The organism is Serratia proteamaculans, from assembly GCF_008830365.1.
In the GTDB taxonomy this organism is placed as follows: Bacteria; Pseudomonadota; Gammaproteobacteria; order Enterobacterales; family Enterobacteriaceae; genus Serratia; species Serratia proteamaculans.
The window spans coordinates 873961-900699 of the sequence record NZ_WBKI01000001.1; the positions used below are offsets into that span (position 1 = coordinate 873961).

Consider the following 26739-nt stretch of genomic DNA (forward strand, 5'->3'; position numbering starts at 1 on the left):
AATGCCCCCGTCATTAGGATATGCTCCCTAATGTGATTAGCTTTCTTTGTTCTGCTTAATATCCCAGCCCATCTGCACCGAGGCACTCTTGTTACCTTGTGCCGCTTGCTCCCAGTATTCCATTGACACTTTTCCGGCCTGGAAAGAGTATTCAATGCCAAGCGTGGATCCGTGCTCAACCCCGATGAAATCGGTCTGAGTCACCAGCACGTCTTCCAGGGTAATACGGGTATATTCCACTTCCTGTCCACCCGCTTTGCACAGTGACAACTGGACCTTTGCGATATGTTTGCCTGCCGAACAGTATTTCAATAATGCCGGTGTCGCCTTATCTATCAGGGCCTGTACCGTCAGATCACGGAAACTCACTTTACTCGCTCCGCCCCCGCCGCCAACGGCCATATTACCGGACTGCTTCGCACCCCAGCTAAATGAAAAGACATCAATCCAATTTTTGTGATTCGCATTGTGCGATTCACCATTGATGCCCTCTACTTTTAAAAACATATCCATCGCCATAGCTTTTCCCACCAGACTATTATCGTGTTGTTAGAGGCCCGAGTGCACTTAGCTCTCTTTATTCTGTTTGATATCCCAGCCAGATTTGCTCTCGGCACCTTTTGTGCCGCTTTCGCTCTGTTCCCAGTAGCTCATGGTGACTTTTGACGCCTGGAATGAGTAATCGACGACGATCGTATCGCTGTGACCCACACCGTTAAAATCGGTTTGTGTCACCAGCACATCTTCCAGCACGATTTTGGTATATTCCACCTGGCTGCCACCGGCCTTGCAAACTGAAAGTTCAACCTTGGTGACATGTTTACCACTTGAGCAATACTTAAGGATGGCGGGAGTCGATTTATCGATAAGAGCTTGAATACGCAGATCGCTATAATTCACTTTTCCGCTGCCTCCCCCTCCGCCGACTGACATATTTCCCGGCTGGGAAGCGCCCCAGTTAAAGGAAAGTACATCGGTCCATCCTTTGTGATTACTGTCCTGGGACTCGCCCGTTGTTCCTTCAACTTTCAAATAAATATCAATGGCCATTGTCGTCTAATTTCCCATTTATTTATCGTGCAGAGTGGAATAGATAAGATAGTCCCACCAATGAGTAAAAATTTAGCATAGCTTCATGTTAATAAATTTACAGTAATGTCGCTTTGATTAGGATAATTCCGAAATTGAATTCCACGTTTCCCAGCTAAAAAGCTCTCGTTTATCTTTTTCGGGACAGCACTACTTTCCGACGACGGCCACAGAGGTAGGCAATGCACTGCTGGCACCCCCCACGGCTGACCTTGCAGCGGCCGGGGCCTGGAAAAAAAATATTCAACAAACTGGTTGAATATTAGCCCACCTGTTCTATATTCAACCATATGGTTAAATTATCTTCCTCACAGCTGGACGCCATTTTTCGTGCACTTTCCGACCCGACGCGGCGCGCGATACTGCGTACCCTGGCCGGTGGTGAGCACAGCATTGGTGAACTGGCTGCGCCGCTGCAAATGTCATTTGCCGGCGCTTCCAAGCATATCAAGGCACTGGAGCTTGCTGGGCTGGTGCAGCGTACCGTGCAAGGAAGAAACCATATCTGCCGGCTTGAACCCGAGCCAATGGCACAGGCCATGCAATGGCTGAAAACCTACGAGCATTTCTGGACAGAACGGCTGGACGCGTTGGAAATAGCGCTGCTGCAGCCCGAACCGCATCCTCCCAAGGAGTGAACTATGAACGACTACGGCATGATTATTGAAACCGGCACGCTGCGCATTCAGCGGCTGCTGCCCGGCCCGATCGAACGGGTCTGGGCCTATCTGACGGAATCCGACAAACGCGCCACCTGGCTGGCCGCTGGCGATATGAAGCTGGAGAACGGTGCCCAGGTTGAGCTGGTGTTTCGCAATTCCGATCTGACCGGCGAGCACGAAGCCACACCGGCCAAATATAAAAACCTTGGCTGCAGCGTTAGCAATATCGGGCATATCACCTGCCTGTTCCCGCCGCGGCTGCTGAGTTTTACCTGGGCGGAACAAGGGCAGAACCGCCCTTCCGAGGTGACCTTCGAACTGACCGAACAGGGTAACGCCGTGCTGCTGACGGTCACCCACCGTCGCCTGGCCAACCGTGATGAAATGCTCAGCGTGGCCGGTGGCTGGCACACCCATCTGGATATCCTGGTCGATCGCCTGCACGATCGTCAGCCACAGCCGTTCTGGAGTACCCACGCCAGGCTGGAGGAAGAGTACCGGTCCAGACTCTAATCAGCCCTCATCCCGGCGTCTGAAGGCCAGATAGCCGGTCACCAGCGTAAAGCCACCGACCAGCAACACCAAAAGGATAAAACCGTGGTGATTGCTGGCCAGTGGGATCCCGCCCACGTTCATCCCGAAGAAGCCGGCAACGATATTGATCGGCAGCGCCAGGACGGTGATCACCGTCAGGGTGTATAGCGTGCGGTTGTTCTGCTCCATCTGTTTGGCGCCGATCTCCTCCTGTAACAGGCGAATGCGCTCGGTCAAACTGGCAAGGTCGTTTAATACTACGGTGAACTCTTCAGTGAACTGCCGCAGATCCTGAACTACGTCGCGGCTTAGCCAGGTCGGCGGGCGATTCAACAGGCGAAACAGTGCCGCCGGTTCCGGAGCCAGCAGACGTTGAAAGCGCAACAACATGCGACGCATGCGTCCCAGTTCGGTACGGTTACGCTTCACATGGCTGCTCAGCAGGCGATCTTCAATGGTATCGACATACTGGTTGGCCTGCCGCACTACCTGCTCCAGAACTTCTTCCTGTTCTTCCAGCAAATGCGCCAACAACTCGGTAGACGACGCCAGTTGCAACGGCCCCAGCCGCCCCAGCAGCCGTTCAATCAAACGCAGCGGCTTGTGCCGGGCCGTGACCACCAACCCGCTGCGACAATACAGCCACAGCGTCGCAATCTCCGGGTTGTTCTCTTTGGGATGAAAAATTACGTCATTGAGTACCGCGAACAGGTCATCTCCCTGACGCTCAATGCGTGTGGTATGGGAACCGTGGCGGATTTCGTCGAAGAAAAAGTCGGAAATCGCAAAGTGGTTTTTCAGCCATTTCTCCGCGGCTGCATGGTTCAAGTTGAGATGCAGCCAGATAAAGCCCTCACCCGGCAACATCCCCTGATAGGCCAGGCATGCCTGCTGCGAAGACACCCGTTGCGGCGGCTCTGCCGTGCGGAATACGTGGCCGTAAATCAGCCCGGTGACCTCATCATCAAAATCAAGTTTGTGTAATTTTCCCGCAACCGTTTGAGCCATAAACCTTTATCCTGAATAACCACACCCATTAATTAATCGGCCTCCGCCTTTATATCAACCTTTAAATACCAACGTTAATTATTTTCACTTTTCCCGATGATTAATATTAGCGTCATAAAAAAGTCACATTATTTCCCAATACTTTGATGACAACAGCGTACCGCAGCGTCAGTATTCTAATGAAGTCTATCGGGAAGGTCCTTTATGAGCGATAACAGCGCCGTTCAGGTGGGTGTGCCATCCGCGTCCAGCCTGCCAAAAATCTACCAAAAGAACAGTCGTCTCACTGTTCTTTTTTTTGTTTTTTTATTAGTCCTGGGGATAGCTTTTGCCGGAGTGAATTTATTTAACGACGTCAGCGATGCCGGGGCGGTATATACCAGTTACCTGCCGTTCCTGTTATTGGGGTTAGCGTTATTGATTGCGCTGGGCTTTGAATTTGTTAATGGTTTTCACGATACCGCCAATGCGGTGGCCACCGTTATTTATACCCATTCATTGTCGCCGATGGTGGCCGTAGTCTGGTCAGGGTTCTTTAACTTTCTCGGCGTATTGCTCTCCAGCGGCGTGGTCGCATTCGGCATCATTTCGCTGCTGCCCGTCGAGTTGATCTTACAGGCCGGCACCGGCAACGGTTTCGCCATGGTCTACGCCCTGCTGTTCTCGGCGATTATCTGGAACCTCGGCACCTGGTGGCTCGGGTTGCCTGCGTCGTCATCTCATACTCTGATTGGCTCAATCATCGGCGTTGGGGTGGCCAATGCCCTGATCCACGGCCGCACCGGCACCAGCGGTGTCGACTGGGGCCAGGCGATCAAGGTGGGTTATGCGCTGCTGCTTTCACCAGTGATCGGCTTTGTGTTTGCTGCACTGCTGTTACTGGTGCTGAAAGTCTTTGTCAAAAATCGCCAACTGTATACCGCCCCCAAGAATGACTCGCCGCCACCGCTGTGGATCCGCGGTTTGCTGATCCTCACCTGTACCGGAGTTTCCTTTGCCCATGGCTCCAACGACGGGCAAAAAGGCATGGGCCTGATCATGCTGATCCTGGTCGGTACCATGCCCATCGCCTACGCGCTCAACCGTTCAATGCCGCCAGAACAAATCCCACGTGTAGCGGCATTGGCAGAAGTCACCAAAAACCAATTGCTAAGCCAGTTCCCGGTGGCCAGCCAGGCACAGCCCCGTGAGGTGCTGACCGGATATGTACGCACCAATGAACTGACGCCAGAAGTGGTGCCCGCGCTGGCGCAATTGACCGGTGCCATCGGCGATCAGGTCCGTCAGTACGGTTCGGTCGATAAGATCCCCGCGCAGGCAGTTTCCAACACCCGTAACGATATGTATCTGGCATCAGAAGTCATTAAACACCTGAAGGCGGAAAAACAGCTGCAAATATCCGCTGACTCGCAGCGCAATCTGGATGCCCTGAAAAGCGATCTGGACAGCGCCACCCGCTTTATCCCGTTCTGGGTCAAGGTGGTGGTGGCAATTGCTCTCGGGCTGGGCACCATGGTCGGTTGGCGGCGCATCGTGGTCACCGTCGGTGAGAAGATCGGCAAAAGTCACCTGACCTATGCCCAGGGCGCCAGCGCCGAACTGGTGGCGATGACCACTATCGGCGCCGCGGACATCTTCGGATTACCGGTCTCCACCACTCACGTTTTGTCATCCGGTATCGCCGGCACTATGGCGGCCAACCGCTCCGGCCTGCAAATGTCTACCCTGCGCAATCTGCTGATGGCCTGGGTATTGACGCTGCCGGCCTCGGTGCTGCTTTCCGCCGGACTGTACTGGATCTTCAACCATTTCTAAAACCGGGCTAACACGGAGAATTAATTATGGCTATGCATGAATTTGACCGCGACGATAGCTTCAATCAGCGTCTGTTGCAGGAGTTCTACGACAGTTACGACGAAGAGCTGGAGATGGAACTGGACGACCTGCGCTTTGACGACAGCGAAGTGGACAGCGACCAGAAGAAAGCCTGGCGCAAACAGTATTTCCGCGAGTTGCTGCGGCTACAGGGTGAGCTGGTCAAACTGCAGGACTGGGTGATGCGTACCGGCCACCGGCTGGTGATCATTTTTGAAGGCCGCGACGCCGCCGGCAAAGGTGGCGTGATCAAACGTATCACTCAACGCCTGAACCCTCGTACCTGCCGCGTGGCCGCGCTGCCGGCACCGAACGATCGCGAACGCACCCAGTGGTATTTTCAACGCTTTATCGCCCACCTGCCGGCGGCGGGTGAAATGGTGTTGTTCGATCGCAGCTGGTACAACCGCGCCGGGGTGGAGAAAGTGATGGGCTTTTGCAATGACGAAGAATATGAAGAGTTTTTCCGTAGCGTGCCTGAGTTCGAGAAAATGCTGACGCGCAGCGGCATTCAAATCGTTAAATACTGGTTCTCGATCACCGACGATGAGCAGGAACTGCGTTTTCTTAGCCGCATCCACGATCCGTTAAAGCAATGGAAGCTCAGCCCGATGGATTTGGAGAGCCGCCGTCGTTGGGAAGACTACACCGAGGCCAAAGAGGTCATGTTAGCGCGCACTAACATTCCTGAGGCACCATGGTGGGTGGTTCAAGGGGTCGACAAGAAAAAGGCGCGTTTGAACTGTATTCGCCACCTGCTTGAGCAACTGCCATACGAAGAGGCGGAAGGCAATGTGATCACCCTGCCGCCGCGCAAACGCAGCCCGGATTACAACCGCCACCCGGTACCCGACAATATGGTGGTGCCTGAAGTGTATTGATTTATCCAGGGAGGCAGTACAGCGCCTCCCTGACCCCTGCCGGATTCTCATCCCGTTACAACGCCACCCTATTTTCTCCACATTTGCTGTGCAGACTCTTGGCAATATTCATTCACCTGTCAGGATCGTAATCACGTCTGCCATGTCTTTATTTAATTCCCTCATCCGTTTTCCCGCACGCCGCTTTGGCGCCATTTTGCTTCTCACTCTGCTGTTCATCCTGCCCGCAGCACAAGCTGCTGCGCCGCTGGTGCTGTACTCGAAATCGGTATTGGTGGTCAATCAACGTACCGGGAAAACCCTGTATCAGAAGCAAGCCAATCGGGTGCAGCCTATCGCCTCGCTAACCAAATTGATGACTGCCATGGTCACGCTGGACAGCAAGCGTCCGCTGGGCAACAGAATGATGGTCACCGCCGCCGACCGTGATTTGTTGAAGAAAACCCACTCGCGCCTGACGATCGGCTCTACCCTCAGCCGCCGTGACATGCTGCATATCGCGCTGATGTCGTCGGAAAATCGCGCCGCTTCGGCGCTGAGTCGCAACTATCCTGGTGGTCGTAAAGCCTTCGTGGCGAAAATGAATCAGAAAGCACGCACCATTGGCATGAAACACGCCCGCTTCTACGATCCTACCGGGCTGACACCGCGCAATGTCGCCAGTGCCAATGACCTGCTGAAAATGGTTAATCACGCCTACCGTTATCAGACCATTCGCCGTTTCAGTACCGACAAACAGCAAATCGTGCGTCCTGGCCGGGGTCAATTGGTCTACCGCAGTTCCAATGGACTGATCAACAATCCCGCCTGGAAAATCCAGTTGCAAAAGACCGGTTTCACCGACGAAGCCGGACACTGTCTGGTGATGCGTACTCTGATTAAAGGGCAGCCGGTGGTGATCATCCTGCTCGGCTCGAAGCAGCGCTACGGCCACTATAAAGATGCCATTCGCCTGAAGGCTTGGCTGGAGTCCTGATCTGATTCGGGCGCGTCAATCACGCGCCCTTTTACCGTTCTGAGCATATCTAAATCCGTTTTTTATCAATGGAATATCCTATCCAAAATCAGTATTAAGCCTGTTGGATTGGGCATGCTATTTGTCATGGATAATTGATGATAAAGGAGCAGGAAAATGGCTTATGCCCTGAGCGTGTTGGAAAAAAGTCCGATTGCCGAAGGAGAAACTGCCGCCCAGGCGCTGACGCGTACGCTGCATTTGGCGCAGCAGGCGGAAATTTGGGGCTATCGTCGTTTTTGGCTGGCCGAGCATCACAATACCGCGCAGCTCGCTTGCCCATCCCCCGAAGTGCTGATCGCTTATTTACTCGGGCAAACTTCCCGTATCCGCATAGGCTCTGGTGGCGTCATGCTGCAACATTACAGTGCTTACAAGGTGGCGGAAAACTTCAATCTGCTGGCGACGCTGGCGCCGGGCCGTGTCGATCTGGGCGTAGGTAAAGCGCCCGGCGGGTTACCGCTCTCCACCCAGGCACTGCAGGCCGCCCACGATCAACAGAATAAACCGGACTTCCCGCAACAGTTGGCTCAGCTCAATGCCTACCTCAATGATGACGCGCAACCCGGCCTGAGTGCCACACCGCAACCCGCGCAACCGGCACAGCGCTTCCTGTTGGGTGCCAGCAGCGAAAGCGCCCAACTGGCTGCCGAACACGGCTGGGCCTTTGTGTTTGCTGCACAGCTCAATGGCAACCCAGAGGATATTCAACGCGCGCTGGCACATTACTCTGAGCAGAGCGGTGGACGTAAAGCTCTGCTGGCGGTCGCGGTGATCGTTGCCGATACGACCGAACAGGCCCAAGCTTTGGCGGCCGGGATCCAGCAATACCGGGTGCATGTGACCGGCGGACAAAGCGTGACGGTCGGCAGCCTTGAGCAGGCCGAGAGTTATGTTCAGCAGGCCGGGGCCACCGATTACCGCATCGAACCACGTGAAAGCCACATCCTGCTCGGCACTGCCCGGCAGGTACGGAGCCAGTTAGATCAATTGCAGCAGCAATATGGCGTGGAAGAGTTTGTGATCGATACGCCGATCAGCGCACCCGCTGCCCGCCTGGCCTCTTTGCAACTGCTGGCACAGGCCTGATCAGTTCACTACCGCGCCCGAGCCTACAGCGACCGCCAGATCCTGCGCCAGTGTTTCCAACTGTGCCGGGATCAGGTTAGCCAGACTGACACGGATCGCCGGGCCGCTTTTCAGGCGGAACGGCTCGCCGCCCTGTACCAACCAGCCACGCTGCGCCATGATTTGGCCGGCGGCGGCTTCCGAACGCACCGGCAGCCAGATATGTACCCCTTCCCCCGCAGGTAATGGTGTCCCGGTCAACGCCTGCAACCGTTCCGCCAACGCATCGCGCCGCTGTTGATAGGCTTGCTGCGCGCGAACCAGCAAACCATCGCGCTGCGCTTGCGTCCATAATTTGACGGCAATTTGCTGCAGGATATGGCTGACCCAACGTTCACGAATGTATTGATCGGCGCGCATCGCCTGTAGCAATTGCGGCTTGCCGCAGGCCAGCGCAATACGTAGATCCGGGCTGAGGAATTTACTCAGCGAGAGCACATACAGGCCATTGTCGGCAGTACAGGGTAAATGCAATGGTTGTTGTGACAGTGGCCCCCAGAAGTCATCGACGATCGCCAGACAGCCCGGGTTTTGCGCCAGAAACTCACGCCAGTGATTGGCGCGGGCAGCGCTAAGCAACATGCCGGTTGGGTTCTGCGCACGCGGTGTCAGGATCACTGCGCAACCCTGAGGGCCGGCGTCGTGCTCCGGCAATCGACACCCTTGTTCATCCACCAGCAACGGCAAGGGTTTGAGACGAAGATGCCGCAGCAGCGTCAACAGCGGCGGCCAGCAGGGATCTTCCACCCACACCGATGCCCCCGGTGCCGCATGGCTGCGCAGCGCCTTTTCGATGGCATCCAGCGCCCCGGAAAACACCGCCGTCTCACCCAGAGATGCACCCTGTTGGCTCAACCAGTCACCGGCAAGCTGACACAAAGCCGGTAAATCACCGCTAACGTCATAGCCATTCTGCTGCGGGAAGATGTCATCCACACTCATTGACAATGCCGGTAGCAAAGCCCCATCCAGGTTGCCGCTGGCCAAATCACGCATGCCCTCGGGCACTTGACGGATATGGCGCGCCACCATCAGGGGTTGCTCAAGCACCTGCGTACCGGCACGCCCGCGGGTAGCGACCAACCCGGCATCCCGCAGCTTGCCATAGGCACTGGCAACGGTATTGGGGTTAACTCCCAATTCGCCCGCCAGTTTACGCACCGGCGGCAACAGGTCACCCGGCTGCAAATCCCCCTGCTTGATCTGCGTGCTGATCTGCTCAGCAATCTGGACAGCGCTGCCGCCTTTTGCATACAATGAACCCATACATAAAACCTTTTTGTATTAGTTCAAAACAGATTACCTGTTTGGAACGTAAAAGTTAAGGGGTAAAGATGGAAAAACATTACGTACTCGATATTCAACACGATGGCAAAGCTTTCGCCCGCTTGCAGATGTTCACCCCCTGGGCCAGCGACCAACTGCAGCAGGCCCAGGCGCTGTTTCCTACGGAGCAGGGCTACCAATTGCACATCAGCCAGGTCAAAGAGCGTCGGATCGTTTATCAAAGTGGCATCAACGGCATCACCATCCTTGGCGATACGCTGGAACTGGAAGCATATCCCCACAGCACAGAGGTACAGCAATGAAGAAAGTTGTCGCTATCAGGCATGTGAATTTTGAAAACCTCGGTATTCTGGGTTCACTGCTTTCACTGCGGGGCTATCAGATTGATTACTATGATGCCGGCCGTGACGATATCCGTTCCATCGATAATGAGGAGACCGACCTGCTGGTGGTGCTTGGCGGCCCGATCAGCGCGGCGCAGCATTTTGCCGGCCAGCAGCATTACCCGTTTCTCAACGACGAATTAGCACTGGTAACACAGCGGCTGCAGCAAAAACGGCCTACGCTAGGCGTCTGTCTTGGCGCACAGGTGATGGCTCAGGCCCTGGGGGCTGACGTGGTTTCGCTCGGCGTGAAAGAGATCGGTTTCGAACCCTTAACATTGGCAGAGCATGAAGACTCGGTACTGGCGCCCTTGGGAACAACGCCTGTGCTGCATTGGCACGGCGATATGTTTATGATCCCGGAGGGCGCGACCTGCCTGGCCGGTACCGAAGTTTGTCCTAATCAGGCATTTGAGTATCAGGATTTCGCCCTTGGGCTACAGTTCCATCTGGAAGCCGATCATCAGGACCTGGAACGCTGGCTAGTGGGCCATGCCTGTGAGCTTGAACTGGCCGGTATTCTGCCACAGCGTTTGCGCCAACAGGCCGCTCGCTACGGTACAGAATTAGAACAGCGCGCCCGCCAGGTGTTTGCGCGGTGGCTGGACAAAATCGAATCAAGGAAGTTATAGATGCAACAGGTTCCTCAATTACAACCCCCGCAGATTGATGTGATCAGTATTCAATCGCAGGTCGTGTACGGCAGCGTCGGCAACGGTATCGCCTATCGCACCTTGCTGAAAAAAGGGCTGGAAGCGCTACAGGTGCCCAGCGTGCTGTTCGGCTGCCCGCCCTATTATGGCGCGCCCAGCGGTGGCGTAATTCCGGCCGAGTGGTTCAGCGGCTTTCTCGAGGATTTACTGACCCGCGGCGTAATGAAACGCACCAGGGCGGTGATCATCGGTTATCTGGGCAACGTTGGCCAATGTCATTTTCTACACACCTGGCTACAGCGCGTGCGCGCTATCAATCCGCAGATAAAAATTTATATCGACCCGGTGATGGGCGATTACGGTGAAGGCGTTTACGTGGATGAACGTATCGTCAGTTGTTATCGCTCACCGTTCCTGCAACTGGCTAATGGCCTCACCCCCAACGGTTTCGAACTGGAGCAGCTTTGCGGGAATCCGTTAACCAGCCGAGAACAAACGCAGCATGCCGCACAGGCGTTATTGAATGACACTACCGAGTGGGTACTGGTGACCAGTGCGCCAGGCGTGGCGGAAAATGACGATCAGATTGGCTTACTGTTGGTCAGTCACGACAAGGTGCAAAGCTATACCCATCCCAAAATTCAGTCGAAGGTAAAGGGCACCGGTGACATGTTCACCGCGTTGCTGGTCAGCCATTTGTTGCACGGGAAAAATCTCAATAGCGCAGTCCTGACCGCCAGCAGTGAGGTCTGCGATGTGCTGGCAGAAGCGGAGCATTTCGGTTTGGAGGAAATCGGCAGCCTGCGTGCTTTGAAATAGAATAGAACGGAGTGACGGATATACCGACATCAGTAGATGAGTATCATTCACCCTGCGTGGATAGGCTCCACACAGGGTGCTACGGATAACTCAGAAAGGCAGTAAAGGAGTCTTTACTGGATTACGAAGTTTTTATGCCTATGAAAACGTAATAAAAGCATCATTCTCCAGGTAATAATTCAACCCTGATATCAGCTCTTCCATAGTTGCGTTTGGCTTTTGATTCAGCGCGCTTCTGAGCACATCCATGAACTGATCACCATAAAAAAACAGCTCCAACTCATTTTGTACTACATAGTCAGGATACACTTCTTCATCATCATCACTGACTTGTGGATAACGCTCAAGATAACATGTCAGTCCGAGCGCAGCTGTGGCCTCGTACTCTTTGGTATAAAGGCAGAAATTATCCTTTGCATAACCCTCTTGAACGATTTTAGTCATCAGATTCTCTAGGCTGTAAGGCGTCATGTACTCTAGCTCTTTCATTAACATCCCCCTCCTGTTCTACTCCTGGCTCTGGCGGCCTTAAGGTTACCCGTGGCACCATCCAGCTTACCTCGTCTTCCGGGCTCTCCACCACCCCACATTTCGCGTCCGCCTTTACCCGTAGGATGGTAAAGAGCGTGATTATCTGCATGATCTACGCGATCAACCAACACCAAACGACCTACATCTTCATGATGATGCCAAGTTAATATTGGTGGACTTGAGGCTTTATTCGGACTTTTCATCCATTCCCCCAATTCCGGATATCGGCCCAACATATCCCGTCTGAAAGAAGGATCAGCATCCATTCTTGCAAGAAACTCTGTGTTTGCGCGGTTAAATTGAACCGCATCACTGGAGTAAATATTCCCAGGAGCAATAGTGTGCTCTTGGAATATATGATATTTGCCGTTAGCTGGTCGATTGGCCAAACCCAGCGGATCCACCCATCCATAAGGATTGGGCGCATACTGGTACAGGTTCATCCCACCACTCAGGCCAATCGGATCCTGTGTGGTGAATCTGCCGACCTCCGGCTCGTAGTAACGGAACAGATTATAGTGTAATCCGCTTTCATCATCCTGGTATTGCCCCGCATAGCGCAGCGGCTGGTCGTAGACAGCCCCTTTGCGGCGTTCCGCACCGGCAACCGTCTGGCCCTGCAACTTGCCGAAAGTATCGTACTGCCCAGACCAGCGTAAATTGCCAGCGCCGTCGGTCACTTCCAGCGGTGCGCTGTTGAGATCGGTATGCAGCCAGTAGATGTCCGCCTGCGGGCTGCTGCCGGCCTGTTCTAGCGCCGCCATCGGTGTCCATGGGCTGGCAGGATCGTAACTCCATGTCCGGCGCGTGCCGTTGTCGCGCTGCTCTTGCAGCAAGCGATATCCCTGCCACAGGAAACACGTGGTTTGTTCCGGTTTACCTTTGTAGCGCACCTGTTTGCGGCTGCGACGGCCCAGCGCATCGTAATGATACTGCGCCTCAAACTCTCCCTGCGGGCCACGACCATGGGCCTGTATCAGCCGGTTGTCGGCATCGTAACGATAATGTTGTTCATACATCCCGTTGCGCCGACTGACCAGATTGCCCCAGGCGTCGTAACGGTAGAATAACTGCTGCCAGTGTGTCAGACGGTTGCTGACGATGGGTGCCAGCGGTAAATACCTTTCGACGTCGCTGTCCGGGCCTTTTTCACCCAACAGATTATCGGCGGCGTCATACACCAGCCGGTTACCTGGCTTGCCGAGGTTCTGCTCGCGGTGCTGCAACAGACGCCCTTCGGCATCATAGCCGTAGTGCACCTCGCCGCGCAGCGCATCACTGACGCCCTCAATCTCACCCCGACCGGTATAACGGAATACCCGCCACAGCACACCGTCTTCCGGTTTGGCTACCTGCCCGTAGCTGAAGGTACTGCTCTGCCAGGTTCTGCGCCCCAACGCATCATACTGGCGATGTTGCTGCAACGCGCCCTGCGTGCGGCCGGTTTCCCGGTGCAGGCGGTCACGGATAAATTCACTCACCAGCTGCTGGTTAAACTTTGCGGCACTGGCGTGGCCGGAACCATAGTACAACCACTGCAACTGGTCTCCCTGTGGCAAGGTCAGTGTCTGCAGGTTGGCCAGCGCATCCCACTGATACTGCAACTCGCCGTGGACGCCCTGTTCCGTCAGCAGATTGCCGGCAGCATCGTATTGCAACTGCACGCGGTCGGTTTCAATACCCAACGCCGCGCCGACGGCTGTTGGCGTACGCGTCAGAGTATTCAGCCTGCCCGCAGCATCATAACAATACTGCCATTGGGCGCTGTCGTTACCGCGCCAGACCAGTTGGCCCGCTTCGTCATATCGGAGTTGGTGCAGGCGCTGAGCTGGAGATACCGAGGTATCCAGCGGCCCGGTTTCCCGATGCTCGGTCAGTTGGCCATCGGGGCCATAACGATAAAAGTGGTCGGTATTATCCGGGCGGCGCTCACCCATTATCCGGCCGACGGCATCGTGGCTGAAGTGATAGTTCCCACCGTTGCCGTTCTCAATATTCGTCAACCAGCCCCGGTTATTGTAATGGTAGTGGCGCGTCCGGTTGATGCGGTCGGTGATGCTGACAGGTTGGCCCAGCAGGTTATACGCCCAGCGGGTTTCGCTGCCGAGCGAGTCCTGATGGCGAGCCAACTGGCCTTGCGCATTCCAGACGAACCGCTCTTCGCTACCGTCCGGATGAAGCAAGGCTTGCAGGCGACCGGCAGCATCCCAACGGTATTGGGTCAGGTGGCCTTCCGCGTCGGTACACTGTGTCAACTGGCCGAGCACGTCATACGCATAGGCGGTGACGCTGCCGGAACAGTCGGTATAACGCGTCAACAGCCCCTGACTGTTCCAGTCAAGTCTCACCACGCCCCCCAGAGCGTCTGTGATGCGCACCGGCAAACTCTCTTCCGTATCGGGGTAGTCGTAAGAAGTCGTATTCTCCAACGCATCAATCTGTCTGGTTAGTCGGCCCTGGGTATCCCAATGCTGAAACGTCTGGCTGCCGTCTGGGGAGGTCACAGAGAACAAGCGGCCGCTGTTGCGGGAATACTGGTAAGTCGTTTTGCGGCCGAGCGGGTCGGTTTCACTCAGCAAGCGACCATAGTTATCCCATTCGCTGTATCGCTGAGCGCCGCCTGGCAATACCACGCCACACAACTCACCCCGCTCATAGATAAATGCCGATTTACGCCCGTCAAAATCCGTAAACTGCGCCACGTTGTTGTCGTCATCCAGTTGCCACAACGCCTGTTTACCGTCATCCCGCACCGCTCGCCGCACACCACCGACAAAATCGTAGTACAGCGTCAGTTCTTCGCCAGCACTGTGACGCCAGGCGCTGACCCTGGGTAATCCTTCAATCTCCTGCCACAGGTATTCATTGAGCAACCCATTTTGATCCTGATGACTGGCCATCAGTCCATCACGCCAGCTAAAGCGCCGGCAGATTTCACCGGCACCATTGGTCACTGTGATCAGTTGTCCTTCATCGTCGTAGCCGTAGCTGACCAGCGACCGTTCGCCGTTTGGGGTATGCAGCAATACGCCGCTGAGGCGCAGCAGACCGTTAGCGGTAGTCATATAGCGGCAGGTTAAGCGCTGGCCGGCACTGTCGACCAACTCAATCAGTTGGCCGTGGTCATCATAAAACAGCGAAGTGGTATTGCCGGTGGCATCGGTCAGCATAGATAACCGGCTCGGCTGTTCACCGTCCAGACGCGGGTAGTGGTAGCTTTGCTCGCCAACATCGAACAGTTGCCAACTGCCGTCGGGATTGTGCATCAGCCAGCACTTTTCGGCTTCGCAATAGGTTTTGTGACCACGGGGTACCATCGGGAAGGAAACATAATCACCGGACGGCGCGCGCCACACCAGCCCGTCCTGGTACGGCTGCAAACTGCTCTCCCAGAACAGACTCCAACCGCGACCCAATACGCTGTCACCGGGGTTGCCACTGCGCCAGTAACGTTGCCAGGCTACCGGCAGACGAGATGGCAACACAAAATCCAGTTCGTCATCGCCGGATAAAAACTTCTGGCCACTGATGATATCCACCGGGCGGGCAATGATGCCTGCGGCGGCCGTGGCGGTCATCAAGGTGCCAAAACGGCAGGCAATCCGCCCCAGTTTGTTGATGCCGGGCAGCTTGCTCAGCATTTTGCCCAGTGCGCCCAGTTTGCTTGCTGCCCCGCCGACGCCACCGACCAGGCCGGCAAATAGCAGTGTCAGGTCAGAGGCTTTGTACAGCCAGTCCGGCACTTCGGGTTTAATCGGCAGTGTGGTGACGGTTCCACCACCAATCAACACATTGGGCGAACCCTCCATCACCTGCGCGTCGCAGTTGGTTTTGTCACCCACGCGGGAAGCGGGCTGGTCGTTGATACTGACTTTGTCGGAGCCCTGCGCCATCTGCATGCTCGGGCCATCATCGCTGCAGGCGACCTGGCTAAGGGTGGCGATCGCGGCAGGTTTGCCGTTGATAAATACATTGGGGGAACCGGTAACGATCTTGCCTGTCGGCGACAGGCTGCCAGCACCGGCATCGGCAATGCCGTCTCGGGCTGCGGTGGCCGCCTCCCCGGTGAGATAACCCACCGCCAGGCTGGCACCAATCAGCAACACACCGACTCCTATACAGGATGCGGCCAGCCCGGCGACGAACAGGGCACCGGCCGCTACCGCTCCGGCGGCGGCGATCAGGCCACCGACTATTGTGCCGCCAATCATACCGGCCAGGGCATGGGAATGCCCGATGGTATCGCCGACGCGTGCCGCTTCACTCATAAATGTTCCTTATGGCTGACCGCTTACGTCCGGTGTCTGCTGATAGCTCTCCAAAACCTGGAGCAATAAGGTTTCATCTTGAGGAGCCAGTTTAAGGGGTTGCGCGAGGGTAAATACCAGTACGCGCCCATCCGTCAGTGCGAACACCGCCTGTCGTTGCCAGATACGTTTGCCATCGCGCAGGTAGCTGGCATGCACAGACTCCCCTGGCAAGCCACTGCGGCCCAATGTCACCGGCTCGCGCCCCTTCAGCACCCAGCCTTTGAGGCTGAGGGACAGGGTTTCAAGCTGACGCGTAATGTAACCGTTCAAGGTTTCATCAGGTTGCAATACATCACGGGAAATATTCAGAGAGGGGGAGATATCATCACCGGCCAACAGCACGTTGACGGTGCGATCGCTGTAGCCTTCCGGCAGAGCAACGCTGCCTTCGGTAAAGGTACAACGGGAATAATCAGGCATCACGCAGAGTCCTTTTGCTTAACGAAGTCTTAAGAATCGCATAACAAAAGGACAAATGAAAATTCAATATTAATCTGCATGATTAACATTAAGAGATTGGGAGAGAAGGAGGTTCCGCACCATGCCAGACCGCGTCTGAGAATCGGAACCCTCTGAATACTGCGTTTAATGAAAGGAGATGGCAAACGCGCCGCCGCTGATCAACGTTTTTTCTTTTTATTAAAATCCAATTCGAAAGCAAACACTGCGCTCTGAATTTTTCTTTCCATTGCCAGGCCCAGCTTCATAAAACGGCACGACAGGCGTGAGAAACGCACCAGTTGGTCGTCGTCATCCAATTCCTGGTCTTCGTTGATCACCACCAGTTCCATATTAACCTTGAAACTGCCATAGCTGCCAAAATCCAACAACGCCTTTTTGAACTGGAATCCAGGCTGAAGATTTTCCGGCAGCGGACCGTCAACGCGCAGGCCAACTCCACCCGCAGAAAGATCGTGGATCCTCAACTGGTACTCGCTACCGTCGGCGTATTCGCCGCTGCAGAGAAACTCACGCCAGTGGGGAGTTGTCACGCGAAACTGACGGCGGCGCTGGATATACACCAGTTCCTTTGGCAGGCGGGTTGAACAGGCATTAACGCCCTGATGGTTGGTAAATTCAGCCTGGCCTACGGAGAACTCGATCTTTGCGTCATGGCTTTCAATCACAATGGTACATTCACCGTCGACTGTCGTGTCTGCCTCATCGCCGCTGAACACAATATTATCCGGTCCGACGCTCAACAGCAGGCTTTGAAACTGCTGTTGGTCATTGACAACCTTCAGTGGCGTGCGCTGTTTACAAATTTCACGCAGTATCGCCAGTACCTCAAAACGCTCCTGCTTGATAAACAATCCGTTATCATTCTGCTCCACTCGTCGCTCCTGACTCTTCCCAATGACGCTTTACACGTTCCTTACAGTTATCATCACTGGGAATATTCCTAAAGTCAAATTTGCCAGCGATGCCAGGCCTGTGGCAGCAGCCTGGCGAAGCGTTCCGCCCAGGCTTGCTGACCCTGTTGATCGGCTATTAAATCCTGGCGGATCTCAATGCCAACGTAGGGAAGCTCCCGCCGCTCGGCATGCACCGGCAGAGTGTAATCCGTTGCATCGGTCATGGCGTAAGGCTCGTTAACGCCGACCTGCAAATCCCCTTCCTCCCGCAGCAGCTCTGCCAGCAGCAATGCAAACTCCGGCTGGCGGTTAAACAGCAGCCCCACTTGCCACGGCCGCTCGTTGCCTTTGAATACCGGGGTGAAGCTGTGCATGGCGATAATCGCCGTCGGCAGCCCGTTGCGCTGGCGTTGATCCAGATTGTCGGTTATCGCCTGGTGATAAGGCCTAAAAATCTCATGCTCGCGCGCCTGCGCATGTCTGGCATCAATACCGACATTCCCGGGGATCGGCGTCAATTCTGACAGTGACGGGATCGAGCTGGCGATGCCGGGCGTGCGGTTACAGTCAATGACCAAACGTGAGTAACGCTGATGGATCAACGTAGTGTCCAGCTGACGGCTGAGATGGCGCGAAACGTTTAATGCGCCGATGTCCCAACCGATATGGCGGTCGATTTCACCGGGTGGCAGACCCAGATCGCCCAACTGCTGCGGTATCGCCTGGCCGGCGTGATCGCACAGCAATAAAAAGGGGGCGACGCCCCTGGGCGTTTCAATCGCCACGGCGGCGGGATCTTCGGCGGATAATAAAGACGAGACAAACGACTGTGGCATGCAAGACTCCGGCGGAGGAACAAAGCCTTATCTTAGGCTAAATCCCACCGCCGACGCCAAGCTTCGGGTTAGATCAAAAAGGCATGAATGAGAAGCCGATCACTCTATGCAGGCATCCTGCGGCTGGTGCACCGCGATGTACCGTTGGAACCGTGCGGGTTTAAGCCGGGTGAGATCGACCAGCACCAGACCGTCAATGCAGTTGTTGAAGGCCGGATCGGTGCCGAAATCAATAAACTGCACCCCGCCCGGTTCACACAGCTCGGTATATTGTTTATACAGCGTCGGGATCGAGCAGCCGATGTTGCTCAACAGGCTTTTCAGCCGAACCAGATCTTCCTGATAGTTATCGCCGGCAAACTGTGCCAATACCTGCGGCAACGAGGCCGGATAAGGCTGACGCGACTGCGCCAACGCATGATTAGGTGAGAAGTACAGTCGGTAGAAGGCAATCAATAGGTCACGCGCCGTCACCGGCATACCGCCGGAAATGGAAACCGGACCAAACAGATAGCGATACTGCGGGTATTTTGCCAGGTATGCGCCAATGCCTAACCACAGATAGTCCAGCCCACGCTTGCCCCAGTAAGCCGGTTGAATAAAACTGCGGCCCAGTTCGATGCCTTGCGCCAGGATAGGTGCCATCTCGCGGTCATAATGGAACAGGCTGTTACTGTAGATACTTTCCAGCCCCTTGTGCTCCAACTGCTCGGCGGTAGGAATAAAACGATAGGCACCGACAATTTCCAGTTCCTCGGCATCCCACAGTACCAGGTGGTAATAGTCGTCGTCATAGCTGTCCAAATCACGACGGCGGCCAGATCCTTCCCCCACCGCACGGAAGGCAATCTCACGCAGGCGACCGAGTTCACGCAGGATAGGCGTACGCGCCTCACCCTTACGGCGATACAAGAAGATAATTTTACCGTCCGGGGTGACCCCAAGACGCTCACAGTTTGCCAGCGCCTTTTTCAGTTCCAATCGGTCCTCTGGCAGGGCGATAGGCGATTCACTGGCGAACAGCCCTTCCTTACCCTGGCCCAGACGGTAAACATGACGGCGGAAACGCTCGGCCAGATCTTTGGCGCTGGTGTGACCATCATGCCAGTTAGTAAAGGGAATACGGCCACCCACACGGATTTTGATGCGTCCGCCCTGCTGCTGGAACATTTCGCGCACCAGCAATAACGTAGAAAGCGGTCGGTAAACCAGCGAGGTGAAATAGAACAGATTGCTGTTACGCGCACTGATATGGATCGGCACAATCGGCGCTCGCGCCTTGGCCGCCAGGCGTAAGAATCCGGTATGCCAGTGGCCGTCACGAATGCCTTTCGGGCTCATGCGTGACACCTCCCCGGCGGGGAACAGGATCAGCGCACCCTGCTTATCCAACTGCGCCTGCATGCCTTCAATTTGCTTGCGGTTGGTCTTGTTGCCCACGTTGTCCACCGGTACAAACAGGTTGCGCAGCGGTTCTATGTAGGTCAACAGTTGGCTGGCGACCACTTTAACGTCCGGTCTTACCGCCGCCACCGCACGCAGCAGCACCAGGCCGTCCAGCGAACCGATCGGGTGGTTAGCCACCAGCACTACCGGCCCCTGGCTCGGGATGTTTTCCAAATCGCCATCGACCAATTCACAGCTGAGGTTGAAGTAGTCCACCACCTGTTCGATCAGGTCCAGCCCCTTCAGGTGCGGATAATCGGCGGCAAACTGTTTGAATTCTTTTTCGAAGAGTAAAGTTCTCAGCAGGCTACGCTGCCAGGCAGGGGTCTTGCGGTGTGGAAATGCATCATGCAACAGAGAGTCCAAGCTAAACATCGCGTTATCTCCTGGCTTAGTCGCTGCAAACTTAAGCCAGCGCCATGACCCTAACATGTCAGTAACATGACAAAAAAATGAATCCCTCAGCTATCAGTTATAGCAAATTATTGAAAAATTGGTGGCGAAGGGACCCCCATCGCCACACCGCCGCATTTTATGCCGCCGAAGTTAAGGCTTCGATGCGCTGATTCACCACTTCGCGTAACCGCAGAAGCGGTTCCGCCTGATGGGGATAGCGTTTAAAAGTGATGTGCATCCCCAGTTGTTGTTCAATCAAGGCTTCTACCGTCGCACGATCGGTCAGGCTTTCCAGCAGTTGCAGGGCTCGCATGTCCTGCAGGCCCTGATGCAGTACCCGTAAACGCAGTGACTCCACCGGCGTCAGGTTTTCTCCGGGATAAACCACAAAGGCATCCCCTGAGGGGAACGCATTGCAGCAATCCGTCACCGCGTAGGGATTGAGCTTCTCCCGCGAATGCCCGCTGTTATAGAAATTGAAGCCCCAATGCAGAAAACCGGCGATGTTGTATCGGTAAAGCTGGATACCCAAAATGCGGTTGCGCGCCGAAGGCTGGGCAAAGAAACGGTTGGCCACCTCGGTTTTTTGCACGCAGCAATAATAAGCCCACAGGCCAGGTACCCGGTTTTCGATAAAAGGTTCGATATGGTCGGTGGCGGCCACCGGCGTTTCCACCAGACCCTGTTGGTAAAAAGCATAATCTGACAACGCATCAAAAGTATGGAACCCGGCCAATAGCGGTCGCAAGGTCACGCTGGCACCTTGGTAAACAGCGATATTTTCCAACGTCGGCTCATCCGAGATGTGAAACCACACCCGTTGTTGTAACTGCCGCTCACGGAACCAACCGGTCAGTGCCGGCAACAAGGCATGTAGGAACTGTTGATACTCTTCGGCATGGGCATCGGTATGCCAGCCGAACAGTGGGCTAAGCGTGCCGTCTGTCTCCACCATGATTTTTGGCGCATGGGTGGCCCCCCACTGGGTAAACAACGGGGCAATTTCAAAGTGTTCAATGCCCTCCTCCTGCGCCATATTCACCCATTGGGCCAGACGCTGGAAATCAAACCGGTAGCCCTGCGCAGACCGCTGCACACCCACCAGTTGCACCGTAGTACGCTCGCCGCCGACGGCAGTATCCAGCGGTGGCGTGAAGATCGGCGTCAACAGCATATTTACCCCACTGTTAACCGCGGTACGGACAAAGTTGCGCGTCGCCAGCCAGTATTCGGGGCTGAATACCGCAATATGGTAATAATCTGCCAGGCAATCGGAATGCAGCCATTCGGTGTGCAACAGGGTTTGCGGTGGCAGTGCAGCCGCCACAATATGCAGCGTCAACTCAGCACTGGCCAGTATGTCCTCGCTGGCCACATCAAACAGCGTCAGTGTCAGGGGGTAATCCCCACCCGCCACCGGTATCGTCGGTGGGGTTAAGGTTAACCACAGGCTGCCGTAATAATTGCAGGCGGCAAAGAAACGCCGATCGACCAACGGTACCAGCGGATCGGGAAATAACCCTGGCTCGGTGCGCAGATAGTTTTCATCGGTCTCGGCATAACAGGGAAAGTGGCTGGGTACCGACTGCACCTGACGCACGCTGATATACTCCGACAATGGTCCCTCAATACGGTAGCCTAATTCACGTCGCGTTTCGTTATCGGCCCGCCGCAGGCAATAAACCCCCTGCCAACACATCATTTCGTTATTCAGTCCGCTGAGTTTATTTATTTGTGTAATCTGCGGAGCATTATGGCTGTGAAATATTTTTTCCAGGCAATGAGTAAAGGTCAATGAAAGACGCATAGCAGTGATCTCGCTTTAATTGGAAAATACTGAGGGGCGATTTTCAGGCTAAACCCTTTTATCGATTCAAACAATAGCCCTCATTCAAAAACCGCCCATAAGCTGCTTCAAATGAAGTCATATACGATTTTTTTGTTTATTTGCATCACAAAAATGAAAGATAACCCGGCATGCACAATAAAAATGTTTTTAATCCCCATTATGGTGCAAGGGTTATCACTTATTCCTATGACGCCAGCAGCCCATAATTGCTGCGCGGCAGGGCTAAAACCGGCCGGGAAGGTTAACAAATTGTGAACAAGCAACGCTTTCAGTTTAAGCTGCACCCCTTTCGGTTTTAACAACAATGAAACATTCACGCCCCATTTTTGGGCAGATCGGGGTGTATTGACACATTGAAAGTTAAGGGATAGAAAGAATTCACATTACGAAAATATTGATTCGTCGTTCACCAAGGGGAAAGCAATGTCACCGATAAAAAATACCGGACGTCTTCTGGCGCATTCTGCCATAGTGGCTGCGTTATTATTGCCTACCATGTTATATGCTGCCGATCAAATAACCTTGCGTTACGCCGTGTGGGATAGAAACCAATTACCTGCCGAGCAAGAGATTGCCAAGCGATTTGAAAAAGAAAACCCTAATATTAAAATCGCCATAGAATTAACCCCCTCGGCGCAGTACTTTGTTAAATTAGACTCCGCCGCTGCCGGTGGCGTCGCACCAGATATATTCTGGATAAACATGCCTTATTTTGTTCAATACGCCAAGAATGGCATTATACAACCCTTAACACCGTATATTACCGGCAGTAGCGTGCAATTAAATAATATCGTCGCCAGTTCGGTTAAAGCCTATCAGTATGACGGCCAGCAGATGGCTATTCCCCGCGATGTTGACTCGATCGCGGTGTGGTACAACAAAAAACTGTTCGATCAGGCCGGGGTCAGCTACCCGACCAACGACTGGAGCTGGGATGACCTGAAGAGCAAAGCGACCGCACTGAAAACCGGTTTGAAAAGCAGCGCCTTCCCACTGGTCATGGATCTGAGCATCGACGGCCAGGACAGCTATATGAACCTGCTGTTCCAGAACGGCAACCACATTGTGCCAAAAGACGGCCAGCCGACCGACATTGCCAACGACAAGTCGATCTGGGTCTATCAACAGCTGCAATCCATGATGAAAGACGGATTGATGCCCAGCGCCCAACAGATGAGCGAAGTCAAAACCGAAAACATTTTCCAGTCCAATCGTGCAGCGATGGTGTATGCCGGTTCATGGCTGGCGGCCCCCTTCGCCAGCAACCCGCTGATTAACGACCATATTGGCGTGGTGATGATGCCGAAAATCGAGCGCCAGTCCGGCGTGGCGCACAGCCTGGCGTTTGCCATGTCCGCCAACAGCGCACACAAGCAGGAAGCCTGGAAATACATTGAGTTTATGAGTTCCGAAGCCTCACAGACTGAGTTGGCGAAAGCGGTGATCCCGGCCAACAAACTGGCGGCAAAAGCCTGGGCGGCGGCGATCACCAAGGTCGATGTGACGCCTTACATTGAAACCCTCAACGTCACCGAGGCTTACCCCACTGCCGGGACCAACACGCCGAAATGGCAGAACATGTGGATCGCCAGCCTGAAGAAAATCTTTATGGGCGCGGAAGCCAAACCTGAAATGGACAAGTCGGTTAAGAAGATTGAACGCGTGATGGAGCAGTAATCACCCCGTGCCGGTGGCGCCTGCCCGAAGGCGCACCGGCCGCGGAATACCGCAGAGCAGTTACAGGTGAGGAAAGGCAACATGTCGCTGGCAGAAAGCTACGGTGCCCTAAAACAACAAAAAAGTACCCCACGACCGGCACTCAGCCGCCTGGAGCGTGCCGAGCGCCTCTGGGGCTGGGTGATGATCTTGCCGCTGCTGATTGGCTTGACGGTGTTTTACCTGGTCCCCTTTTTACAGAACATTTTTTACAGCTTTACCGACCTCAACCAGTTTATGCGCTGGAGCACCCTTAGCGTCGATAACTACGTCAATCTGTTTGAAGACGACGACTTTTACACCGCCGCCGCTAACACGTTGTTCTATGTGGTGGTGTGCGTGCCGATCAGCCTGAGCCTGTCACTGCTGCTGGCGATTGGCCTAAACCAGAACATCCGCGGCAAGGCGTTGCTGCGTACCCTTTTGTTCCTGCCGGCGGTCACCATGCCTGCCGCAGTGGCGATGGTCTGGCAATGGCTGTTCAACAAGGACTTCGGCCTGATCAACCAGGCGACTGGCCTGCTGGGTATTTCGCCGGTGGCCTGGCTGTCCGATCCGGACGTGGTGCGCATCAGCGTTTCTATCATCATTATCTGGTCGTCGCTGGCGCTGAAAATCATCATTTTGCTGGCCGGGTTGCAAAGCATTCCACGCCAACTGTATGAGGCTGCCGACATCGACGGTATCCGCACCCTGCGCCGCTTCTTCTGCATTACCCTGCCGATGATGGTGCCCACGCTGTTCTTCGTTTCGGTGATGAGCTTTATCGAGATCCTGCAAGTCTTTGACGTGGTGTTCCTGATGTTTGACCGCGCGTTGGTGGAAAGCGACGTGATGACCGTGACCAACCTGTTCTACAAATACGCCTTTTACCTGCAGGAGAAAGGTTACGCCTCCGCCATTACCGTGGTGCTGTTCGCCGTCACCCTATTGATCACCCTGATTCAAATGGTGATTGGCAAACGCCTGAAAGTCAGCTGAGGAGCCATGACGATGAGCATAAGTAAAAAAACGTTGGTGTATCTGTTTATGGTTCTGGCGGCACTGGCCTCGGTGGTCCCCTTTATCTGGATGCTGGTGACCTCGCTGAAAACTCAGGCCGAGAGCATTCAGATCCCGCTGACGCTGCTGCCGGCGCACCCCAGTCTGCAGGCCTATGGCAAGGTTATGCGCGAAATCCCGTTCACCGACTTCTATGTGAACTCGCTGCTGGCGACCTTTTTCACCGTCACGCTGCAGATGGTGATCGCCACTATGGCCGCCTACGGCTTCTCACGCCTGCACTTTCGCGGCCGTGATGCGGTGTTCCTGGTGTGTATTTCGATCCTGATGGTGCCGGGTCAGGCTTTTCTGATCCCGCAGTTCCTGGTGGTACAGAAACTGGGGCTGGTGAACAGCATCACCGGTCTGGTGCTGCCGGGTATTTTCAGCATTTACGCCACCTTCCTGCTGCGCCAGTTCTTCCTGGCAGTGCCGAAAGAAATGGAGGAAGCGGCGCTGATCGACGGCTACAGCTACTTCGCTATCTTCTGGCGCATCATGTTGCCGCTGATCCGCCCCGGCATTATCGCCTGCATCATCATTAACGGCCTGTGGAGCTGGAACAACCTGATGTGGCCGCTGATCGTCAACACCACCACCGAGAAACTGACGCTGCCGGTCGGGCTGGCGTCGCTGTCCAGCCGCGCCGGGGTGGAATACCCACTGCTGATGGCCGGTGCGCTGATGGCGGTGATCCCGATGCTGATGCTGTTCATTCTTTTCCAACGCTACTTCATCCAGGGCATCGCCAGCGCTGGGGTAAAAGGCTAACTGCGAACACAAGGTAACTAACATGGCCGGTATACAGTTAAACAATGTGAAGAAGGTCTACCCCAACGGATTCAATGCGTTACAGGGTGTCGATCTGGACATTAAAGACGGCGAGTTTATGGTGTTTGTCGGGCCCTCCGGCTGCGCCAAATCCACCCTGCTGCGGATGATAGCCGGGCTGGAGAGCGTGAGTGAGGGTCAGATCATGATCCACGATCGCTGCGTCAACGACACCATGCCTAAAGATCGCGGCATCGCCATGGTGTTCCAGAATTACGCGCTGTATCCACATATGACGGTCTACAAAAACATGGCGTTTGGCCTGATCGGCAAGGAAAGCAAGGCCGAGATTGACCGCCGGGTGCGAGATGCCGCCGAAAAGCTGGAGATCACCAATCTGTTGCAACGCAAGCCGGGTCAGTTATCCGGCGGCCAGTGCCAGCGCGTGGCGGTCGGCCGCGCCATCGTGCGTAAACCCAAGGTATTTTTGTTCGATGAGCCCTTGTCCAATCTGGATGCCAAACTGCGGGTCACGATGCGCGTACAGCTGATCGAACTGCATAACCAACTGAAACAGGAAGGTGTCGCCGCCACCATGGTGTATGTCACCCACGATCAGGTAGAAGCGATGACCATGGGGGACCGCATCTGCGTGATGAATCGGGGCGCCATTATGCAGGTGGATAAGCCGATCAACCTTTACCACCAGCCCGCCAACCGCTTTGTCGCCGAGTTTATCGGCAGTCCTTCGATGAACCTGCACGATATGGCGATTACCCGCAACGCGCAGGGCATCGGGCTGCGTATCGGCAATCAACACCCTCTCGAACTGCCTGCGTTGCTGCAACAGCAGTTGGAAAGTTACCCCCATGCGCGTGTGTGCCTTGGTATTCGCCCGGAGTGCCTGCGGCTTTGCGCCCCCGGCAGCAGCAATTGCTTCCCGGCGAAGATTGTCACCATCGAACGAATGGGCAACGAAGAGTTACTGCACTGCGAACTGGCCGGGTTGCGCTTTGTGTTGCGCATGGCGTCACAACCTGACTGGGAACCGCGTCTGGGGGAACAGATCCACCTGGCTTTCGATCTGTCCCGCGCGCACCTGTTTGACGAAATCAGCGGCCAAAACCTCAAATAACTAGATCGGAGAATGTGCA

At 54.9% G+C, this 26739-nt stretch carries 25 protein-coding genes; 13 read left to right on the top strand and 12 right to left on the bottom strand.

The features are described from left to right. Window positions 1–36: 36 nt before the first annotated feature. On the bottom strand, window positions 37–519 hold the full coding sequence (locus F8R23_RS04145; RefSeq protein ID WP_112349919.1) for an Hcp family type VI secretion system effector: 483 nt from the start codon (window positions 517–519) through the stop codon (window positions 37–39). A 48-nt stretch (window positions 520–567) separates the two neighbouring features. Next, window positions 568–1050 (bottom strand): Hcp family type VI secretion system effector, encoded by a 483-nt coding sequence (locus tag F8R23_RS04150; protein ID WP_112349920.1) that lies wholly within the window; start codon window positions 1048–1050, stop codon window positions 568–570. A gap of 329 nt (window positions 1051–1379) precedes the next feature. On the opposite strand from F8R23_RS04150, the gene F8R23_RS04155 reads away from it, so the two are divergent. Further along, window positions 1380–1727 (top strand): ArsR/SmtB family transcription factor, encoded by a 348-nt coding sequence (locus tag F8R23_RS04155; protein ID WP_099062958.1) that lies wholly within the window; start codon window positions 1380–1382, stop codon window positions 1725–1727. A gap of 3 nt (window positions 1728–1730) precedes the next feature. Continuing rightward, on the top strand, window positions 1731–2264 hold the full coding sequence (locus F8R23_RS04160; protein ID WP_112349921.1) for an SRPBCC family protein: 534 nt from the start codon (window positions 1731–1733) through the stop codon (window positions 2262–2264). On the opposite strand, the gene F8R23_RS04165 is transcribed toward F8R23_RS04160, so the two are convergent. Beyond that, window positions 2265–3293 carry a transporter gene (locus F8R23_RS04165; protein WP_129938180.1) on the bottom strand — a complete coding sequence of 343 codons (1029 nt, stop codon included), beginning with the start codon at window positions 3291–3293 and terminating at the stop codon, window positions 2265–2267. Window positions 3294–3497: 204 nt separating this feature from the next. Between F8R23_RS04165 and F8R23_RS04170 the strand changes: the two genes are divergently transcribed. The 4 genes from F8R23_RS04170 to F8R23_RS04185 all read left to right on the top strand — a co-directional run bounded on the left by F8R23_RS04170 (window position 3498) and on the right by F8R23_RS04185 (window position 8153). Next, window positions 3498–5108, top strand: coding sequence for an inorganic phosphate transporter (locus F8R23_RS04170; RefSeq protein ID WP_129934577.1), 1611 nt, complete (start codon window positions 3498–3500; stop codon window positions 5106–5108). A gap of 26 nt (window positions 5109–5134) precedes the next feature. Then, on the top strand, window positions 5135–6049 hold the full coding sequence (ppk2, locus tag F8R23_RS04175; RefSeq protein WP_129938181.1) for a polyphosphate kinase 2: 915 nt from the start codon (window positions 5135–5137) through the stop codon (window positions 6047–6049). 142 nt (window positions 6050–6191) lie between these two features. Next, window positions 6192–7025, top strand: a complete 834-nt coding sequence (pbpG, locus tag F8R23_RS04180; RefSeq protein WP_129938182.1) for a D-alanyl-D-alanine endopeptidase — start codon at window positions 6192–6194, stop codon at window positions 7023–7025. Window positions 7026–7181: 156 nt separating this feature from the next. Next, window positions 7182–8153, top strand: coding sequence for an LLM class flavin-dependent oxidoreductase (locus F8R23_RS04185; RefSeq protein WP_151415307.1), 972 nt, complete (start codon window positions 7182–7184; stop codon window positions 8151–8153). Here the strand turns inward: F8R23_RS04185 and F8R23_RS04190 are convergent, their stop codons facing one another. Beyond that, window positions 8154–9458: an aminotransferase class I/II-fold pyridoxal phosphate-dependent enzyme gene (locus tag F8R23_RS04190; protein ID WP_151415308.1), complete on the bottom strand. Its 1305-nt coding sequence runs from the start codon at window positions 9456–9458 to the stop codon at window positions 8154–8156. Between the two features lie 68 nt (window positions 9459–9526). Here F8R23_RS04190 and F8R23_RS04195 point away from each other — a divergent pair, with 68 nt between their 5' ends. Genes F8R23_RS04195 through pdxY form a run of 3 tightly spaced genes read left to right on the top strand, consistent with a single transcriptional unit; the run spans window position 9527 to window position 11334 of the window. Then, window positions 9527–9781 carry a hypothetical protein gene (locus F8R23_RS04195; RefSeq protein WP_151415309.1) on the top strand — a complete coding sequence of 85 codons (255 nt, stop codon included), beginning with the start codon at window positions 9527–9529 and terminating at the stop codon, window positions 9779–9781. After that, window positions 9778–10494: a glutamine amidotransferase gene (locus F8R23_RS04200; protein ID WP_129934572.1), complete on the top strand. Its 717-nt coding sequence runs from the start codon at window positions 9778–9780 to the stop codon at window positions 10492–10494. The genes F8R23_RS04195 and F8R23_RS04200 overlap by 4 nt, the downstream gene beginning before the upstream one ends. Next, window positions 10495–11334, top strand: coding sequence for a pyridoxal kinase (gene pdxY, locus F8R23_RS04205; protein ID WP_151415310.1), 840 nt, complete (start codon window positions 10495–10497; stop codon window positions 11332–11334). Between the two features lie 138 nt (window positions 11335–11472). On the opposite strand, the gene F8R23_RS04210 is transcribed toward pdxY, so the two are convergent. The 8 genes from F8R23_RS04210 to F8R23_RS04245 form a co-directional block, all read right to left on the bottom strand. Beyond that, a complete protein-coding gene (locus tag F8R23_RS04210) occupies window positions 11473–11823 on the bottom strand; it encodes a DUF7716 domain-containing protein (protein ID WP_017892955.1) in 351 nt (116 codons plus the stop codon). Next, on the bottom strand, window positions 11823–16133 hold the full coding sequence (locus F8R23_RS04215) for an RHS repeat-associated core domain-containing protein (protein WP_151415311.1): 4311 nt from the start codon (window positions 16131–16133) through the stop codon (window positions 11823–11825). The genes F8R23_RS04210 and F8R23_RS04215 overlap by 1 nt, the downstream gene beginning before the upstream one ends. Before the next feature lie 9 nt (window positions 16134–16142). Beyond that, window positions 16143–16595: a DcrB-related protein gene (locus tag F8R23_RS04220; RefSeq protein WP_129934568.1), complete on the bottom strand. Its 453-nt coding sequence runs from the start codon at window positions 16593–16595 to the stop codon at window positions 16143–16145. Between the two features lie 200 nt (window positions 16596–16795). Then, a complete protein-coding gene (locus tag F8R23_RS04225) occupies window positions 16796–17509 on the bottom strand; it encodes a flagellar brake protein (protein WP_099062947.1) in 714 nt (237 codons plus the stop codon). A 74-nt stretch (window positions 17510–17583) separates the two neighbouring features. Next, window positions 17584–18366 carry an N-formylglutamate amidohydrolase gene (locus F8R23_RS04230; protein WP_129934567.1) on the bottom strand — a complete coding sequence of 261 codons (783 nt, stop codon included), beginning with the start codon at window positions 18364–18366 and terminating at the stop codon, window positions 17584–17586. A gap of 99 nt (window positions 18367–18465) precedes the next feature. Next, a complete protein-coding gene (gene olsF / locus F8R23_RS04235; RefSeq protein WP_129934566.1) occupies window positions 18466–20187 on the bottom strand; it encodes an ornithine lipid synthase OlsF in 1722 nt (573 codons plus the stop codon). A gap of 157 nt (window positions 20188–20344) precedes the next feature. Then, entirely contained in the window at window positions 20345–22015 is a 1671-nt protein-coding gene (locus tag F8R23_RS04240) for a DUF4091 domain-containing protein (protein WP_151415312.1), read from the bottom strand. A gap of 107 nt (window positions 22016–22122) precedes the next feature. Then, window positions 22123–22374, bottom strand: a complete 252-nt coding sequence (locus F8R23_RS04245) for a hypothetical protein (protein WP_129934564.1) — start codon at window positions 22372–22374, stop codon at window positions 22123–22125. A 106-nt stretch (window positions 22375–22480) separates the two neighbouring features. Between F8R23_RS04245 and F8R23_RS04250 the strand changes: the two genes are divergently transcribed. The 4 genes from F8R23_RS04250 to F8R23_RS04265 all read left to right on the top strand — a co-directional run bounded on the left by F8R23_RS04250 (window position 22481) and on the right by F8R23_RS04265 (window position 26720). After that, entirely contained in the window at window positions 22481–23734 is a 1254-nt protein-coding gene (locus tag F8R23_RS04250; RefSeq protein WP_151415313.1) for an ABC transporter substrate-binding protein, read from the top strand. An 81-nt stretch (window positions 23735–23815) separates the two neighbouring features. Beyond that, a complete protein-coding gene (locus F8R23_RS04255; protein WP_151415314.1) occupies window positions 23816–24754 on the top strand; it encodes a carbohydrate ABC transporter permease in 939 nt (312 codons plus the stop codon). A gap of 12 nt (window positions 24755–24766) precedes the next feature. After that, window positions 24767–25585, top strand: coding sequence for a carbohydrate ABC transporter permease (locus F8R23_RS04260; RefSeq protein WP_085116964.1), 819 nt, complete (start codon window positions 24767–24769; stop codon window positions 25583–25585). Window positions 25586–25607: 22 nt separating this feature from the next. Next, window positions 25608–26720 (top strand): ABC transporter ATP-binding protein, encoded by a 1113-nt coding sequence (locus F8R23_RS04265; RefSeq protein WP_129934562.1) that lies wholly within the window; start codon window positions 25608–25610, stop codon window positions 26718–26720. Window positions 26721–26739 lie beyond the last annotated feature (19 nt).

Coding starts and splice junctions, on each gene's coding strand:
- F8R23_RS04160 (WP_112349921.1), top strand. CDS start 1,731: ATGAACGACTACGGCATGATTATTGAAACCGGCACGCTGCGCATTCAG.
- ppk2 (WP_129938181.1), top strand. CDS start 5,135: ATGGCTATGCATGAATTTGACCGCGACGATAGCTTCAATCAGCGTCTG.
- F8R23_RS04230 (WP_129934567.1), bottom strand. CDS start 18,366: ATGCCACAGTCGTTTGTCTCGTCTTTATTATCCGCCGAAGATCCCGCC.
- F8R23_RS04190 (WP_151415308.1), bottom strand. CDS start 9,458: ATGGGTTCATTGTATGCAAAAGGCGGCAGCGCTGTCCAGATTGCTGAG.
- F8R23_RS04145 (WP_112349919.1), bottom strand. CDS start 519: ATGGCGATGGATATGTTTTTAAAAGTAGAGGGCATCAATGGTGAATCG.
- F8R23_RS04150 (WP_112349920.1), bottom strand. CDS start 1,050: ATGGCCATTGATATTTATTTGAAAGTTGAAGGAACAACGGGCGAGTCC.
- F8R23_RS04195 (WP_151415309.1), top strand. CDS start 9,527: ATGGAAAAACATTACGTACTCGATATTCAACACGATGGCAAAGCTTTC.
- F8R23_RS04210 (WP_017892955.1), bottom strand. CDS start 11,823: ATGAAAGAGCTAGAGTACATGACGCCTTACAGCCTAGAGAATCTGATG.
- F8R23_RS04255 (WP_151415314.1), top strand. CDS start 23,816: ATGTCGCTGGCAGAAAGCTACGGTGCCCTAAAACAACAAAAAAGTACC.
- F8R23_RS04220 (WP_129934568.1), bottom strand. CDS start 16,595: ATGCCTGATTATTCCCGTTGTACCTTTACCGAAGGCAGCGTTGCTCTG.
- F8R23_RS04215 (WP_151415311.1), bottom strand. CDS start 16,133: ATGAGTGAAGCGGCACGCGTCGGCGATACCATCGGGCATTCCCATGCC.
- olsF (WP_129934566.1), bottom strand. CDS start 20,187: ATGTTTAGCTTGGACTCTCTGTTGCATGATGCATTTCCACACCGCAAG.
- F8R23_RS04155 (WP_099062958.1), top strand. CDS start 1,380: ATGGTTAAATTATCTTCCTCACAGCTGGACGCCATTTTTCGTGCACTT.
- F8R23_RS04185 (WP_151415307.1), top strand. CDS start 7,182: ATGGCTTATGCCCTGAGCGTGTTGGAAAAAAGTCCGATTGCCGAAGGA.
- F8R23_RS04250 (WP_151415313.1), top strand. CDS start 22,481: ATGTCACCGATAAAAAATACCGGACGTCTTCTGGCGCATTCTGCCATA.
- F8R23_RS04165 (WP_129938180.1), bottom strand. CDS start 3,293: ATGGCTCAAACGGTTGCGGGAAAATTACACAAACTTGATTTTGATGAT.
- F8R23_RS04170 (WP_129934577.1), top strand. CDS start 3,498: ATGAGCGATAACAGCGCCGTTCAGGTGGGTGTGCCATCCGCGTCCAGC.
- F8R23_RS04265 (WP_129934562.1), top strand. CDS start 25,608: ATGGCCGGTATACAGTTAAACAATGTGAAGAAGGTCTACCCCAACGGA.
- F8R23_RS04240 (WP_151415312.1), bottom strand. CDS start 22,015: ATGCGTCTTTCATTGACCTTTACTCATTGCCTGGAAAAAATATTTCAC.
- F8R23_RS04200 (WP_129934572.1), top strand. CDS start 9,778: ATGAAGAAAGTTGTCGCTATCAGGCATGTGAATTTTGAAAACCTCGGT.
- pdxY (WP_151415310.1), top strand. CDS start 10,495: ATGCAACAGGTTCCTCAATTACAACCCCCGCAGATTGATGTGATCAGT.
- pbpG (WP_129938182.1), top strand. CDS start 6,192: ATGTCTTTATTTAATTCCCTCATCCGTTTTCCCGCACGCCGCTTTGGC.
- F8R23_RS04260 (WP_085116964.1), top strand. CDS start 24,767: ATGAGCATAAGTAAAAAAACGTTGGTGTATCTGTTTATGGTTCTGGCG.